Here is a 15,280-nt window from a genome sequence, read left to right as displayed (position 1 = left end):
TCCAAATCTTCGAGACCAAATAACAACTACGATCCCGACTTATCCGGTCATCGCAGCTCTAATTTTTGTTTCGATCTGCAATTCTGATGGCAGATTTTAGAGATATCTCGCGTCCGAGATTCCTCTATGCCGTTTCATATGATGGAACGAGCCTGATATGGGCAACATCGATTTCATATCTGTTCGGTGTTTGCTTTATGTTGTTGCAGCTTCGCAACGTCACGCAAATGTTTTGCGATACTACTTCAGCAATAATTTCGATGCATACTAAGAAAGCGTCCGATAATTATCCCGGTCGATCTTCGACATGTATCCGAGGCCGGTGATTTTGATTTCGGCGACCTGTGGCAAAGGCACGGATACCTGGCGGACGCCAACACCGACCCATATCGGCGCGGCGCCATCGCCTGCGGCCGGCACGAAGCCGCCTGCTCCCGGCTTCCCCAGCGCCCGAATGCGGTGCGAAGGCCGGCGCGGCCGTGATTCGGACGAATCGGCTCACGAATCGGGAGGCGCGCATCGACCCGACACCGCGACAGTGCGCGAGGCAGAGCCGGCACACCGCTTCGATAGGGTCGCACGCCCGGACGCGGCCGGCGTGCGGATGCCGGCGGCGCAGGGGCGGCCTCGGCCAAAAACGGCGATCGGGAGCTTGGGGAAGGTGGCGCGGCGATGGTTACCCAGGGCAGCCGCCCGCGTCGGGCTCTGAGTCCCGTGAGGACGCGCGATCCTTCACGATCCCGGGGCACGCAACAGGCGGCCGACGCCTCGTGGCGTATCAGGAGCCGGGTCGGCGGCACCGCAGCCGGCCGGCTGCCGGCGGCAGAGCTTGGCTCTCAGGATGGGGCGTATGCGCGGCGATCGCGTTTCGGAGCCGCAGCACGCCGGGTCCAGGGCGCCGGAGCCTCGGCACTTTGCTTCGATGCGCGCGCCGGAATCGGGCAGTGCCGCGATCGGGCGGGCACGGCGGTAGCGGTTGCCTGGCGGCGCCCCTGTTCCGCACACCCGGCGACAACGAAAAAGGCCCAGCCGAGGGCCGGGCCTTGAGATCCGTGGAGCACGGGGTTCGGCGCCGGGCTTGGTCCCCGGCGCCGACGATGCGGCTTAGAAGTCGCGCTGGACGCGGAAGCGAACCTGCGAAACCGAGTCCTGCGTGGCAGTCCGCGGCACGAAGGTGCCCGCGTTGATGCCCGCGACGTTGGCGTAAGCAGTCGGGCTCTTGTCGCGGTCGATCACGCGGCCGTTCTTGAGACCGATCTGGGTGTAGAAGCCCTCGACACCGATATCGAGGTCCTTCACCGGCGACCAGATCAAGCTTGCGCCCGCGACGAACTGGTAGGTGTCACGCAGGGCTTCGCTGAGGTTGAAGAAGGTCGTGCCCGGCGTACCAACCGCGTTCACACCGAAGGAGTTGGCACCGGCCGGGTTGGTGAGTGCGAAGGCCGCGCCCTGGGCGAGACGGGCACCGGAGCGGTAGTCCATCTCACCGTACGACCCGAAGAAGGCCGAGCGCCACTCCGGCGACCAGTAGTGCAGGTACGAAGCCGTCGCGGTGAAGCTCGTCGACTGCTCCATCTGTCCGCTGAACGGATTGATCGTCGCGTCAGCAAAGTACTGGGCGAACTTCTGACCCTGGATCGTAGCCGCGTTCTGCGAATAGCAGCCGCTGTAGGCACAGTAACCGGTGTACATCTGCGATCCGGAGCCGTAGGCGCCCTGCAGGTACAGGGCGTCGCCCGGCGCGATGAACGGCGTGTTGATCTTGATGCCGCCCTGCACCGCCCAGCCGTAGGAGTTGCTGGTATGCGGGATGCTGATGTTCGAGCCGGTGCCAGTACCCGCGCCGTTGGCGACGTTGCCGACGTTCAGCTCATGTACGGCAGCCGAGACCTGAGCCGAACCCCAGGCCTGATCGAGACGCAGCGCGCCGACGAAGTCGGGCATGCGCGAGCGCTGGATCACGTCGACGAAGCTGAACCGCGTCGGCGCCCCACCGGTGTAACCGATGAATACCGGGGCGGGCGCATTACTCTGCGCGAAGTTCGCAATGTTGGCGTTACTCGTGACGCCGCCCGGGTTGTTGGTCGGCGAGAAGATCGGGGTCCGACGGAAGACCGGATCTTCGACCGAGAGCGTGGCTGACAGGCCGTTGCCCAGGGTCGCGGTGTAGGCGAGCAGGTTGGTCGAGGCGATGTCGGAGCCGAGCGTGGCGCCGGCGAACTCGAAGTCGTGGGCGTAGAAGTCGAAGAACGACGAGGCGCGACCGGCGGTGAGGCCGGCAAACTGGATGAACGCCTTGTCGACGTTCACGAATTGCTGAGCGCGGCCGAACTGGTCAATTCCGAGGCCCGGAAAGGCTTGGCCGATGCGCTGCTGGGTGCCGGAGGTGCCGACACCGGAATAGCCGCTGCGATGGCCGGCATCGAGGCGGACGAAGGCGCGCAGGGTGCCGTAGGCGGTCTGGGTGCGGGCATCCAGGTTGATACGCATCCGGCCCTGGTAGCCCGATGTGTCACCAGCGTTGGTGCCGTTCTGGCGCGAGTAGCTGGTCTGGTAGCCGCCCTCGAACCGGGCGCGGCCGGAGAGACGCAAGCAGGTATCGGTGCCGGGGATGTAGAAGAAGCCGGCGCCGTAGGCCGAGCAGACGCGGACATACTCGATCGGGACCGCCTTCTTGACCGGAAGGTCGGCGGCGTGTGCGGCTCCGATCGCGACGAACGCGGTGGCGGAACCGAGCAGTGAGCTCTTCAAGAGCTTCATAGACATCTCCAAAGCTTCGAGACCCAATGATGCGGACATGCCCGGTTCTCCGGATCTTGCCGCACGTCTTGTAGGTTTGGCCTGCGTCTTAGGTGGCAGGCTCCTGCGGGCTCTCGCTTGGCGATGCCCCCGTGCACCATCACCATGTGCGAACGGGTTTCGCCGATCAATCAGATTTCAGCTCGGCTAAATTGGTTCCTGTGCGATGTTGCCGCCCGGCAACAATATCAGAACGCCTTAGCCGGCAACAGCTTGCCGGATGTAATGATATGCTTGCTGAGGCAGCACGGGTGCTGTCGAACCGGGCACGAACCCGGCCGCCCCGGCCGCGTGAGAAGGCCGGGGCGTACGGGCATGAACCGTGATTGGGACTCGTGCGGTTTCCGGAGCGATCCGCCCCGCCTCGCCTCACATGGGCGGCGTCAGGCCGTCCTTGCCGACCGCGACGCGGCGCGCCGTGATCGTGCCGTCCTCGCCGCGCGCGGCGACCACGAACGCCTTAGCGCCGGCGGAGATCGCGGCCGCATCAGCCGGCTCGAAGGTGACCACCGGGGCCTGCGGCGGGACCAGGATCTTCATCGACTGGCCCTTGCCGTAATCGACCGTGAGCGTGCGTTCCGCGCCTGTCCCGCTCGCCTTCACGGTGCCGTTGGTCATCGCGCTCTTCACCCGGGGAGCGTCCGACGCGGGCGCGGCCGCCTTCACGGTGCCGTTGGTCATCGTGCTCTTGACCGCCGTGCCGCCGGTGTGATCGGGGATCACGTCCCAGTCGTAATGGCCCTCGCCGGTCCCGCGCATCGATTCCGGGAACAGCACCACCTCCAGGGCCACCGGGGGCTCGCCCTTGGTGGCGGTGCCGATGAACACGCCGTCCTTGATGTGGTCGAGCTGGGCCGGGACGACCCAGGACACCTTGGCATCCGGCGCGAGGGTCACCCGCTCGCTCTTGCCGTCCAGGGTCTTGAGGGTGAAGCCGCCGCCCTCGACGGCCTCGATCGTGCCCCGCAGCCGCTCGGGCGGTGCCGCGGCCTGGGCGGCGGCACCGAGCGTCAGCAGGCTCGCCAAGGCGAGTGTCGGAAGTCTTGCCATGCAGAGGTCCTCTCGCCGCCGGAACGATGGCGGCGTGCATGACCTGGGACTCGGCGCAGCCGTGTCAGCCCCGGCCGGCCCGTGACATCAAGCCCTTGCGAGTGGATGTAACCGGGACGGTTTCGCTCAGGCCGGAAGCGTCAGCAGGGCCAGACCCGCCGCCGCGACGCAGGCGCCGAGCGCCGGTGCGGCCCGGGCCGCGTCGAGCCGTGCCGCGGCGATGCCGAGACCGAGGCCGGCGGCGTGGAGCAGCGCGGTCGCCGCCAGGAAGCCGAAGCCGAAGGACAGGCCCGAGGCGGTTTCCGGCATCTCGGCGCCGTGGGCGTAGCCGTGGAATACCGCGAACACCCCGACGAGGCTTGCGAGCAGCGCCACCGGCGCCCGCAGGCCGACGATCGCGGCCATGCCGAACACCACGATGGAGAGCGCGATCCCGGTCTCCGCGTAGGGCAGCGCCACGCCGGCCATGCCGAGGCCCGCGCCGGCACTCATCAGCACCAGGAAGGACAGGGGCAGAGCCCAGAGCGCCCGTCCGCCGCGGAGGGCGGCCAGCAGGCCGACCGCCACCATCGCCAGCACGTGGTCGGCCCCCATCAGCGGGTGCAGGAAGCCGGCCTCCGCGCCGATGGCAGCGCCGTGGCCGGGATGGGCCAGAGCCGCCTGGGGCAGCAGCGCGAGCGCGGCGGGAAGGACGGCCAGGGACAAGACGAGGGGAGCGGCGAGCAGGCGCTTCATCGGGAATCCTTCGCGGGTTCTGCGCAGGATGTAGCGCCGATCCCGCGGCTCCGCGAGGGCCCGCGGCTCAGAGGGTCATGGCCGCGTGGACCGCCTCCGGCGCGAACGGCTCCAGGAAGGCGGCCCCGATCCCGCGCTCGAACTGGCGGACGACCCGGGCAGCCCGGCCGCCGACCCGAATCGTCTCGCCGAGCTCCAGCGTCCGGTCGAGCAGCAGGCCGATACCGGATGCGGAGACATTGAGGACGTGCCCCGGGAAGGCCAGGCCGCATTCGAGCGTGATCTCGACGGTCTTCTGCGCCGGCACGATGCGGTGATGCACGCGGACCGGCTCCGGATGGCGGTTCTGCGCACGCGCCAGCGTCATGAACTCCCGGGCCAACCCGTTGAGAGCCGCGCGTCCGCCCCGAACCCGGAAGACAAAGTCCGGGCTCGCGACCTGGGTGACCCGCACCTCCAGCAGGCCGATATGGCGGATGCTGCAGGTCAGCTCCTCACCGGCCGCAACGCGAGCCGAGGAGCGCAGCCGGATGCCCTCCGGGGTGACGTCGGCGGTGACCGCGTAGAAATCCGGCCTGCGGACGTTCCAGCAGAGCGCCGGCAGCACGATGACGTGTCGCTGGCTCGTCGCGGCTGTCATCGGTGTTCGATCCATCGGCCCGCTTCTGCGCCGTGAACGCCTGCGAAGAAGTTTCGGATTCCGATAAAATTGACTCGTCCGCCGGGCTCCATCCAACGGAGATTTTTGGCCGCAACGCCTGCGTGCATGGCATATGCGAACACACGGGGCCCGGTTGGCCGCCCGGCACGGAATGCTCGTCCTCGTGGCGATCCCCACCCTGCTACGCCGCGGGCACGGAGCCTGCATCGGCGCGCCTATCCGGCGCTGCGGCTCTCTTGAATACATGATACAGCGTCAACCCGCGCCGGGAGGGCGAGGCTTGGGGGCGCGCCGCCGCCTCTCTGGCCGCGCGGCGCAGAACACCGCGCGGCTCGATCGCACTGGACAGGATTTCCCGTGAGAGATTTCTCCGCCCCCGGGCGTTCCCCGGTCTACGCCGCCAACGCCGCCGTCGCGACCTCGCACCCGCTGTCGACCCTGGCGGCCATCGAGATCCTGCGTGCGGGCGGCAACGCCGTCGATGCCGGCATCGCCGCGGTGGCGGTGCAATGCGTGGTCGATCCGCTGATGACCGGCATCGGCGGCGATTGTTTCGCGCTTTACGCCCCGGCCGCCGCCAAGACGCCGATCGCCCTCGACGGCTCTGGGCGGGCACCTGCCGCGGCCACGCCCGATTGGTACGCCGAGCACGGCGTCGCCATCACGCCGACCTCGCCGCATGCGGTGACGGTGCCGGGGGCGGTCGGGGCCTGGGACCTGCTTGTGCGCCAGCACGGCACACGCTCGCTGGGTGAGCTGCTCCAGCCGGCGATCGGCTATGCCGAGGACGGCTTCGTGATCCAGCAGCGCGTCGGCTGGGACTGGCTGCGCAACGTTCCCCGGGTCGCGGGCGATCCCCACGCCGCCGCGACCTACCTGCCCGGCGGGGCGGCCCCGGCGATCGGCAGCGTCTTCCGCCTGCCGAAGCTCGCCGCCACGCTCCGGCGCATCGCCGAGGAAGGCCCGCGCGGCTTCTATGAAGGGCCGGTGGCCGATGACATGGTCGGCCGGCTCACCGAGCTCGGCGGCCTGCACACGCGGGACGATTTTGCCGGGGCCCGACCGGACGTGGTCACGCCGGTCTCGACCCGTTACCGCGGCTACGACGTCTACGAGTGCCCGCCCGCCGGCCAGGGCCTCGCCGCGCTGATGATGCTGAACGTGCTGTCGCATCACGATGTCGGCGCCCTGTCGGACCTCGACCGGCTCCACCTGTTCGCCGAGACCTGCAAGCAGGCCTATCACCACCGGGACGTGCTGTTCGGCGACGCCGACCTCGCCCGGGTGCCGGTGGAGCACCTGCTGTCGGATGCCTGGAAGGCCGCCGCCCACGGGGCGATCGACATGAGCCGGGCCCAGCCGCCCGAGATCTATCCGGAGATCGCCCGGGAGATCGCGGAGGAGCGGGCCCACAAGGATACGGTCTATCTCTGCGTGGTCGACCGGGACGGCAACGCGCTCTCCCTGATCAACTCCGTGTTCCAGGGCTTCGGATCGGGCATCCTGGCGCCCGAGAGCGGCGTGCTGCTGCACAACCGCGGCCTGTCGTTCCGCACGGAAGCCGGACACCCGAACAGCGTCGGGCCGGGCAAGCGGCCAATGCACACGATCATCCCGGGCATGCTCATGAAGGACGGCCAGGCAGTCGCGCCATTCGGCGTGATGGGCGGCCATTACCAGGCGATGGGCCATGTCGAGCTGCTGTCGGGCATCCTCGACCGGGGCCTCGACGTGCAGGCGGCGCTCGATGCCCCGCGCAGCTTCGCCTATGGCGGCAGCCTGGAACTGGAGGGCGGCATCTCCGACGCCGCGATGGCCGGCCTGATCGCGCGCGGCCATCCGGCGATCCGCGCGCCCCTGCCGCTCGGCGGCGGCCAGATCATCTGGATCGACCGCGCGGCCGGCACGCTGGTCGCGGGCTCGGACCCGCGCAAGGACGGGGCGGCTCTAGGGTTTTGAGGGGCGGGCGAGCCGCGGTCGCAGCCGCAGGATCGAGGTTTCCGGACGCAGCGCGGGTCCCCTTACCCGCACGGGAGTGGGGGCACGTTGCGGCTCGCATGGACCGGTATGTGATCACCGGCGCTCCTCCCTGTCAGGACGAGCGCCGATCGCAAACAATCAGTCGATGTCCTCGACCTCTTCGCCCCCGCCATAGACCCGCTGGGCCAGCGAGGCCTCCATGAACGGGTCGAGGGCGCCGTCGAGCACCGCGTCCGGATCGGTGGACTGAGTGCCGGTGCGCAGGTCCTTCACCAGCTGATAGGGCTGAAGCACGTAGGACCGGATCTGGTGGCCCCAGCCGATATCGGTCTTGGCCGCCGCCTCGGCGTTGGCCTTCTCCTCGCGCTTCTTCAGCTCCGCCTCGTAGAGCCGGGCGCGCAGCATGTTCCACGCCGTCGCGCGGTTCTTGTGCTGTGAGCGCTCCTGCTGACACGCCACCACGATCCCGGTCGGGTTGTGGGTGATGCGCACCGCAGAATCGGTGGTGTTGACGTGCTGGCCGCCGGCGCCGGACGAGCGGTAGGTGTCGATCCGGCAGTCGGATTCCTTGATCTCGATCTCGATCCGGTCGTCGATCACCGGGTAGACCCAGACGCTGGCAAAGCTGGTATGCCGCCGGGCGCTGGAATCGTAGGGCGAGATCCGCACCAGCCGGTGCACGCCGGACTCGGTCTTGAGCCAGCCATAGGCATTGTGGCCCTTGATCAGGAGCGTGGCGCCCTTGATCCCGGCTTCCTCGCCGTCCGACCACTCGACGATCTCGACCTTGTACTTCCGGCGCTCGGCCCAGCGGGCGTACATGCGCTGGAGCATGTTTGCCCAGTCCTGGCTCTCGGTGCCGCCGGCACCGGCATGGACTTCGAGATAGGTGTCGAAGGCGTCGGCCTCGCCCGAGAGAAGGGTCTCGACCTGGCGGCTCGCGGCCTCCTTCTCGACGGCGAGAATCGCGGCCTCGCCCTCGCGGATCGAGGCCTCGTCGCCCTCCATCTCGCCGAGTTCGATCAGCGTCGCGCCGTCCTCGAGGTCGCGCTCCAGCTTGCGGATGGAGGTGACCGCCTCGTCGAGTTGCTGGCGTTCGCGCATGACTTTCTGCGCGGCGTCGGCGTCATTCCACAGGTCGGGGTTCTCGGACGCCGCGTTCAGCTCCGCGAGGCGTTTATCGACGGTATCCCAGTCAAAGATGCCTCCTCAGCAGCCCTATAGACTGCTTGGCGGCATCCGAGGCTTGCTCGATCTCGGCGCGCATTTGGTTTTTCGGGACTTGAGGTGATGGGTCGGGCCGGGGTGATACCGTCCGGGGGCCGCCCTGTAAACGGCGGGGCCCCGCCGATGACCGAAGCGTGCGGCGCCCGACCGCAGGGATGCGCGCGAGCCGGTGCGTGGGCCGCGCGTTGTCCGGGACGGATCAGGCCGGAACGCGGAGGCGACCAGGATGGCGGACGACGATCACGCGAAGACGTGGAGCGAATTCAGCGAGGCCGTCAACATGACGCCGGCGGCCCTGCGCAAGCACCTCGATGGTGCGGCGAGCCAGGCGGTCGGCCAGAAGAAGGACGGCGATGAATCGACCGGCCACGAGATGGGCCGGCGCATCCTGGCGATCAAGGACAAGAAGAAGGCGGATCTGACCGACGACGACTACGCCGCGATGCGCAAGGTCGTGGGCTACGTCCACCGCCATCTCAAGCAGGGCGGCGAGGCCCGCAAGGACCCCGATTCACCGTGGCGGATGTCGCTGATGAACTGGGGCCACGATCCGCACAAGGATTGAGCCCCCGGCCGGGCCGGCTCAGTAGCGCGGCGGGACGATGTAGGACGGGGCGATCACGAACTCCTTCGGGCGCCGCTGTGCGCCGAACCGGCTCTCGGTGATCTGGTCGTTGTAGTAGTCGAACCCGGAATAGCCGAAGCCGCCGCCGTTCATGACCTCAGCCACCGGGACCGGCGGCACCGCGAGATCGGGGCGGCCCGGCGGCACGATCACCTGGCAGCAGCCGTCGGCCTGCAGGACCGAGGGGCCGTTGGGGGCGGTGAACACGTAGGCGCGCGGCTGCGGGACGCCCGGCGGGAAGGCCGGCTCGGCGGCGACGCCCTGGGCGACGAGGCCGAGCAATCCGGCGGCGATCAGGGTCTTGGTGCTCACGCGATGCTCCGTCACGGGGCCGGCCGGGCCGGCGTCAGGCCTACACTCTAGCTTATCGCGGGCGGCCTGTCCGGCGCTTGCGGGCCGACCGGTTACCGGAACCTGGACCGCCCGCTCAGCCGCGGGCGCGCAGGACGACCTGCGGGCTCGCCGGCACCGGCCGGCAATCCGACATGAAGGCGTTGACCGGCAACGGCTTGGAATCGCAGGCGTAGACATCGGTCGGGCCCGGGGCCGGCACCGGATCCCGGGCGATGATCGGGTTCGGCGCACAGGCCGAGGCCGCCGCGGCGAGCAGCAGGGCGGCGATGAGGTTCAGGCGGCGCATGCAACTCTCGGGACGCGGGAGGACCCCCGCCCCGGACCCTGCGCATCGCGATCCGCTCTGACAAGCGCCGGCGGGGGACGGGCGGTCCTTTGACGGGGCCTGTCGCACGGCGGCAACAATCGGGCTTAGAGCGCTCGCAGCCGCGTGGAAACCGGTTCGGCTGCGAGCGAGCGCGTGAAATCAAGGCCTTGGAGCCGTTCCCGATCGCGACGCGGTCGGGAACGGCTTCAGTCCGATCTCAAACGGCCCGGGCCATCGGCACGACGTTGTGCAGGGTCTTGTCGCCGCCGTCGAAGAACCGGCGGATGTTGCGGGCGGCCTGCCGGATCCGCTGCTCGTTCTCGACCAGCGCGATGCGGACATACTCGTCGCCGAACTCACCGAAGCCGATGCCCGGCGCCACCGCGACGTCGGACTTCTCGAGCAGCAGCTTCGAGAATTCGAGGCTGCCCATCTCCCGGTAGCGCTCGGGGATCGGCACCCAGGCGAACATCGAGGCCGCCGGCGCCGGGATGGTCCAGCCGGCCTTGCCGAAGGACTCCACCAGCGCGTCGCGCCTCTTGCGGTAGGTCGCTCGCATCTCGTCGATGCAGTCGTCCGGCCCGTTGAGGGCCGCGGTGGCGGCGACCTGGATTGGCGTGAAGGCGCCGTAATCGAGATACGACTTCACCCGGGAGAGCGCCGCCAACAGGCGCTCGTTGCCCACCGCGAAGCCCATGCGCCAGCCGGCCATGGAATAGGTCTTTGACAGGGAGGTGAACTCCACCGTGCAGTCGATCGCGCCCGGGACCTGCAGGACCGAGGGCGGCGGCTTGCCGTCGAAATAGACCTCCGCGTAGGCGAGGTCCGACAGCAGGATCAGCTCGTGCTGCTTCGCGAAGGCGACGAGGTCCCGGTAGAAATCGAGGTCGGCCACGTAGGCGGTCGGGTTCGACGGATAGCAGACCACCAGGGCGACCGGCTTCGGGATCGAGTGGCGCATCGCCCGCTCGAGGGCCGGGAACATCGCCGGGGTCGGCTCGGCCGGGACGGAGCGGATCACGCCGCCGGCCATCAGGAAGCCGAAGGCGTGGATCGGGTAGCTCGGGTTCGGAACCAGCACGACGTCGCCCGGGGCGGTGATCGCCTGGGCCATGTTGGCGAAGCCCTCTTTCGAGCCCAGCGTCGCCACCACCTGGGTGTCGGGGTTGAGGCTCACGCCGAAGCGGCGCTGATAATAGCCGGCCTGGGCGCGGCGCAGGCCGGCGATGCCCTTCGAGGCGGAATAGCGGTCGGTCCGCGGACGGCCCGCCGTCTCGCACAGCTTGGCGATGACGTGCTTGGGGGCGTCGAGGTCCGGGTTGCCCATGCCGAGATCGATGATGTCGGCGCCTTGAGCTCGGGCGGTTGCCTTGATCCGGTTGACCTGCTCGAACACGTAGGGCGGCAGGCGCTTGATGCGGTGGAAATCGGTCATCGGCGTGTCCATCGGCGCGTCCCGAATCTGGCGTCTCTCGTTCATGGCGGGCGCGCGAACGAATCGCTCTATCAGAGATGCGCGCCGCCGCCGACTCACAAAAATCCGAGCCGGATCGGCCGTGTTATTGCGCCACGGCGGGGGCCGGCTTGATCGTGGCCGCCGCCCCGCGCCCGGCGCTCTCGGCGGCGCGGCCGCGGCTCTGGTTGCGGCCGCGGGCGCCTTCGAGCTCGGCCTCCAGCGCCTTCTGCCCCTCGGCCGACTTGGCCCGGACGGGGCGCTTGGGCGCATCGACGCCCACCGGCATGAAGGCCGGCGGCTCCTTGCTGCGCGACTCGGTCACGAAATCCGGCGCGGCCACGACCCGGGGCCCGTAGCCGGCATCGGTGGCGAGCGTGCGCACCGTATCCCCCGAGCAGGCGGCGAGCGGCGCCGCCAGCAGCGCCAGGACGAGCGCCCGTGCCGCTGCCGGCGCGCCGGGCAGCCGGGCGGTCGATGGGGTGGTGTTCGGAAAGGCGCGGCGCATGGGCACAAAGGTATGAGAAGAACGCGCGGATGTTTCGGCGACATGCGCGGCCGGGCTGGTGCAACCACTCGCTCGCTCCCTAATTTGTCGGAAACGAGGCTCATGCTCAGTCGAGCCGAAACACCACACAGGGAGGCACGCGTGACGAGCCCGCGGACGCAGGCGCCGGACCAGGCTGCCGCACGGACTTCCCTGACCAACGGCGCCCTGCCGGAGGGCATCCCCACGCCGCCGATGCCGGATATCGAGGCCCTGTCGCGCAACGCGGGACACTTCGTGGAGGCGCTCGGGCGCAGTGCCGCCCGCATGCTCACGCCCGAAGCCCAGGCCAACGGGCCGACCGGGGAGATCAACGAGGCGATCAAGACGCTCGGTCAGGTTGCCGAGGCGTGGCTCTCGGACCCGAACCGCAGCGCCGAGGCCCAGGCCAAGCTGTCCCAGGCGTTCCTGACGCTCTGGGGCACGACCTACCTGCGGCTCCAGGGCCAGGAGGCCGAGCCGGTGGCGGTGCCCGAGCCCCGGGACGGCCGGTTCAGCGACGCGGAGTGGTCGAGCAACCCGTATTTCGACTTCATCAAGCAGGGCTACCTGATCGCGACCCGCTGGGCCGAGAGCTTGGTCGACGAGGCCCAGGGCATCGACGAGCACACCCGCCACAAGGCCCAGTTCTACCTGCGCCAGCTCACCAGCATGCTGTCGCCGTCGAACTTCCTGCCGACCAACCCGGAGCTGATCCGTCACACCCTGCAGGAGAGCGGCGCCAATCTCGTGCGCGGCCTCAAGATGTACGAGGAGGATCTGGCGGCCGGTGGCGGGCAGCTGCGCGTCCGCCAGACCGATCCGAGCGGGTTCGAGGTCGGCCGCAACATCGCGGTGACCCCCGGCGAGGTGGTGTTCCGCAACGACCTGATCGAGCTGATCCAGTACGCGCCGACCACCGAGACCGTGCTCAAGCGCCCTTTCCTGATGGTGCCGCCCTGGATCAACAAATACTATATCCTCGACCTCAACCCCCAGAAGAGCTTCCTGAAATGGATGGTCGATCAGGGGCTGACGGTGTTCTGCATCTCCTGGGTGAACCCGGATGCGCGCCATGCCGACAAGGACTTCGAGTCCTACATGCGCGAGGGCATCGAGGCGGCGATCGACGCGATCGGCGTCGCCACGGGCGAGAGCGAGGTGCATGCGGCCGGCTACTGCGTGGGCGGCACCCTGCTTTCCGTGACGCTCGCCATGCAGGCCGCCACGGGCAACCGGCGGATCAAGAGCGCGACCTTGCTGACCACCCAGGTCGACTTCACCCATGCGGGTGACCTCAAGGTGTTCGCCGACGAGGAGCAGATCCGCCAGATCGAGGCCCGCATGGCCGAGCGGGGCTACCTGGAGGGCACCCGCATGGCCAACGCCTTCAACATGCTGCGGCCGAACGATCTGATCTGGCCGTACTTCGTGAACAACTACATCAAGGGCAAGGCGCCGACCCCGTTCGACCTGCTGTACTGGAACTCGGACGCCACCCGGATGCCGGCGGCGAACCACGCCTTTTACCTGCGCAACTGCTATCTCGAGAACGCGCTGGCCAAGGGCCGGATGGTGATCGGCAACGTCCGGCTGGACCTGAAGAAGGTTCAGGTGCCGGTCTTCAACCTGGCCACCCGGGAGGACCACATCGCCCCGGCGATCTCGGTCTTCGAGGGTTCGAAGACCTTCGGCGGCAAGGTCGATTACGTCCTGGCTGGCTCCGGCCACATAGCCGGGGTGATCAACCCGCCATCCAAGCCGAAATACGGCTACTGGACCGGCGGCCCGGTCAAGGGCGCGCTGAAGGACTGGATCGCGGCGGCGGTCGAGACCAAGGGCTCGTGGTGGCCCTACTGGTTCCAGTGGATCGAGGCCCAGGCCCCCGAGCGAGTCCCAGCTCGCCAACCGGGCGGCGACGCGCTGCCGTCGCTGGGCCCGGCCCCCGGCACCTACGTGCGGATGCGCGCCTGAGGGGAGCTTCGCCGGGACGGCGCAAGGGCTCGGACACGATATCGCGCGCCCTCTGCTGTGCGGGCGATCAGCTTCACACGGCTCCAGACGAAGCGCTGGTTCCCTCTCCCGGGCGGGAGAGGAGGCACCTCGCGGCTGTCACGAGCCGATATGTGATCATCGCAGCCGGCCCGGGCGTGGGGCCCTGCGCTCTCTGCCCGCGACGCTATGAGAGGCCGAACGCCCCGCTCAGTACTTCCGGATCAGCGGCGCCGGTGTGGCCGCAGGCGGGGCGCCGAACATGTAGCGGAAGCCCACCGAGACGATGTCGGCGCTGGAATCGACCACGCCCGCGAAGGCGATGTTGCTGACGTTGTAGTCGCGCCCGACCCCTGCGAGGATGCGCGAGCGGTCGAGGAAGAAGTGCGAATAGGCCAGGTTCAGGGTCAGGCGCTCGTTCCAGCGGTAGCTCGCGCCCACGGAGGCGATGTAGCGGTCGCCGTCGGGCAGCCGCACCGAGCGGTTGCGGAAGTCGATCGGCGAGGATTCGTAGGCGAAGCCGGTCCGCAGAGTCAGGTTGGGCGCCGCGTCGTATTCGGCACCGATCGAGTAGGTGTAGCCGTCCTTGTAGTTCAGCGGCAGGTTGCTGACCGGCAGGCCGAGGCGGTTCGACACGATCCCGATCGTGCCAAGCCTGGACCACTGATCCCATTCGAAGCCGAGATTGAGCCGGGCGACCGGCGAGATCGCCTGGACGAGGCCGACGCTGAGCTTCTCCGGCGTGTTGAGCTTGGCACGGACCTGTCCGGCGAGCGGCGCTAGCGCCACCAGCGGCACGCCGATCGACCCGTCGATGTCGTGATGCACGGAAGAGCGGTAGCCGATGCCGATCACAGTCCCGTCGCGGGGCGTCAGGGTGGCGCCCGCCGTGAAGCCGACACCCCAGGATTCGCCCTTGAGGAACGAGCTCGGATACAGGGTCGGCGCGATGCCGGGGATCGGCAGCGCCTGCCGCAAGGTCAGCCGGAAATACTCGATGTTCGGGCCGGCGGCGAGCGACAGCCACTCGTTGACCTTGAAGCCGATTACCGGATTGAACGCCAGCGTGAAGATCCGGGACGAGCGCCCGTAGACCTCGCCGGCCCAGACTGGGTTCGGCTTGGTGACCAAGCCGAAGGGCGCGCCCGTGGAAAGGCCGAGCCACAGGCGGTCGTTGAGCTGATAGGAGGTCGCCCCCGCGGGCACCACGGCGCCCTGCCCGATATCGCCGGAGCCGCCCAGACCCGCGAAACCGGGATTGGTGCCGGGCGCGGTCCGGATCTCGGAGGAGAGGCCGATATAGGTGAGGTTCTGCTCCGCGACGAAGCCCGGGTTCATCGTGATGGTGGCGGGGTTCCAGAACATCGACGAGACGCCGCCGGAACCGGCGGCCGCACCCGCGAAGGACAGGCCCTGGGCCCGGGTGCTCTGCTCCCGGATGCCGAACGCTCCGGCCCGGGCCTCCCCGGCGCCGAGCGCCGCCACAGCAGCCGCGAGCACCGCCGCGCGCATTGTCCCGCTCATCTGTCCCCCCGAACCGGTTGGTTAGCCCGGGCGCCCTGATTCGACCT

The 15,280-nt window shown here is 68.8% G+C and carries 13 protein-coding genes; 3 read left to right on the top strand and 10 right to left on the bottom strand.

Features of this window, described 5'->3' with window-relative positions; genetic code table 11:
- Positions 1 to 1,104 precede the first annotated feature (1,104 nt).
- From AKJ13_RS16495 to AKJ13_RS16480, 4 genes are all read right to left on the bottom strand, one after another.
- A complete protein-coding gene (locus AKJ13_RS16495) occupies positions 1,105 to 2,760 on the bottom strand; it encodes a porin (RefSeq protein WP_050734329.1) in 1,656 nt (551 codons plus the stop codon).
- A gap of 408 nt (positions 2,761 to 3,168) precedes the next feature.
- Positions 3,169 to 3,849 (bottom strand): hypothetical protein, encoded by a 681-nt coding sequence (locus tag AKJ13_RS16490; protein ID WP_050734328.1) that lies wholly within the window; start codon positions 3,847 to 3,849, stop codon positions 3,169 to 3,171.
- A 126-nt stretch (positions 3,850 to 3,975) separates the two neighbouring features.
- Entirely contained in the window at positions 3,976 to 4,584 is a 609-nt protein-coding gene (locus AKJ13_RS16485; protein ID WP_050734327.1) for a HupE/UreJ family protein, read from the bottom strand.
- A 67-nt stretch (positions 4,585 to 4,651) separates the two neighbouring features.
- Positions 4,652 to 5,224: a PilZ domain-containing protein gene (locus tag AKJ13_RS16480; protein WP_050734326.1), complete on the bottom strand. Its 573-nt coding sequence runs from the start codon at positions 5,222 to 5,224 to the stop codon at positions 4,652 to 4,654.
- A 378-nt stretch (positions 5,225 to 5,602) separates the two neighbouring features.
- Here AKJ13_RS16480 and AKJ13_RS16475 point away from each other — a divergent pair, with 378 nt between their 5' ends.
- Complete coding sequence (locus tag AKJ13_RS16475; protein ID WP_050734325.1) at positions 5,603 to 7,204, top strand: gamma-glutamyltransferase family protein; 1,602 nt, start codon at positions 5,603 to 5,605, stop codon at positions 7,202 to 7,204.
- Positions 7,205 to 7,363: 159 nt separating this feature from the next.
- Here AKJ13_RS16475 and prfB read toward each other — a convergent pair.
- A protein-coding gene (prfB, locus tag AKJ13_RS16470; protein ID WP_122162225.1) for a peptide chain release factor 2 occupies positions 7,364 to 8,492 on the bottom strand; the annotation gives its coding sequence in 2 pieces (ribosomal slippage) (positions 7,364 to 8,422 and positions 8,424 to 8,492; 1,128 coding nt in all).
- Positions 8,493 to 8,678: 186 nt separating this feature from the next.
- Here prfB and AKJ13_RS16465 point away from each other — a divergent pair.
- Positions 8,679 to 9,017 (top strand): DUF3140 domain-containing protein, encoded by a 339-nt coding sequence (locus AKJ13_RS16465; protein ID WP_050734324.1) that lies wholly within the window; start codon positions 8,679 to 8,681, stop codon positions 9,015 to 9,017.
- Positions 9,018 to 9,035: 18 nt separating this feature from the next.
- Here the strand turns inward: AKJ13_RS16465 and AKJ13_RS16460 are convergent, their stop codons facing one another.
- The 4 genes from AKJ13_RS16460 to AKJ13_RS16445 form a co-directional block, all read right to left on the bottom strand.
- Positions 9,036 to 9,389 carry a hypothetical protein gene (locus AKJ13_RS16460; protein WP_050734323.1) on the bottom strand — a complete coding sequence of 118 codons (354 nt, stop codon included), beginning with the start codon at positions 9,387 to 9,389 and terminating at the stop codon, positions 9,036 to 9,038.
- Positions 9,390 to 9,504: 115 nt separating this feature from the next.
- Positions 9,505 to 9,717 carry a hypothetical protein gene (locus AKJ13_RS16455; protein WP_007567016.1) on the bottom strand — a complete coding sequence of 71 codons (213 nt, stop codon included), beginning with the start codon at positions 9,715 to 9,717 and terminating at the stop codon, positions 9,505 to 9,507.
- A gap of 238 nt (positions 9,718 to 9,955) precedes the next feature.
- Positions 9,956 to 11,173, bottom strand: coding sequence for an LL-diaminopimelate aminotransferase (locus AKJ13_RS16450; protein WP_039903877.1), 1,218 nt, complete (start codon positions 11,171 to 11,173; stop codon positions 9,956 to 9,958).
- 124 nt (positions 11,174 to 11,297) lie between these two features.
- On the bottom strand, positions 11,298 to 11,699 hold the full coding sequence (locus tag AKJ13_RS16445) for a hypothetical protein (RefSeq protein WP_200905649.1): 402 nt from the start codon (positions 11,697 to 11,699) through the stop codon (positions 11,298 to 11,300).
- A gap of 141 nt (positions 11,700 to 11,840) precedes the next feature.
- On the opposite strand from AKJ13_RS16445, the gene phaC reads away from it, so the two are divergent.
- Positions 11,841 to 13,691: a class I poly(R)-hydroxyalkanoic acid synthase gene (gene phaC, locus AKJ13_RS16440; protein WP_144426279.1), complete on the top strand. Its 1,851-nt coding sequence runs from the start codon at positions 11,841 to 11,843 to the stop codon at positions 13,689 to 13,691.
- Between the two features lie 228 nt (positions 13,692 to 13,919).
- Here the strand turns inward: phaC and AKJ13_RS16435 are convergent, their stop codons facing one another.
- Positions 13,920 to 15,233: an OmpP1/FadL family transporter gene (locus AKJ13_RS16435; RefSeq protein ID WP_244471632.1), complete on the bottom strand. Its 1,314-nt coding sequence runs from the start codon at positions 15,231 to 15,233 to the stop codon at positions 13,920 to 13,922.
- Positions 15,234 to 15,280 lie beyond the last annotated feature (47 nt).

The organism is Methylobacterium sp. ARG-1, from assembly GCF_001262595.1.
In the GTDB taxonomy this organism is placed as follows: domain Bacteria; phylum Pseudomonadota; class Alphaproteobacteria; order Rhizobiales; family Beijerinckiaceae; genus Methylobacterium; species Methylobacterium brachiatum.
Note: the sequence above shows the minus strand (reverse complement) of the source record. Positions and strands in the feature narration are given on the sequence as shown.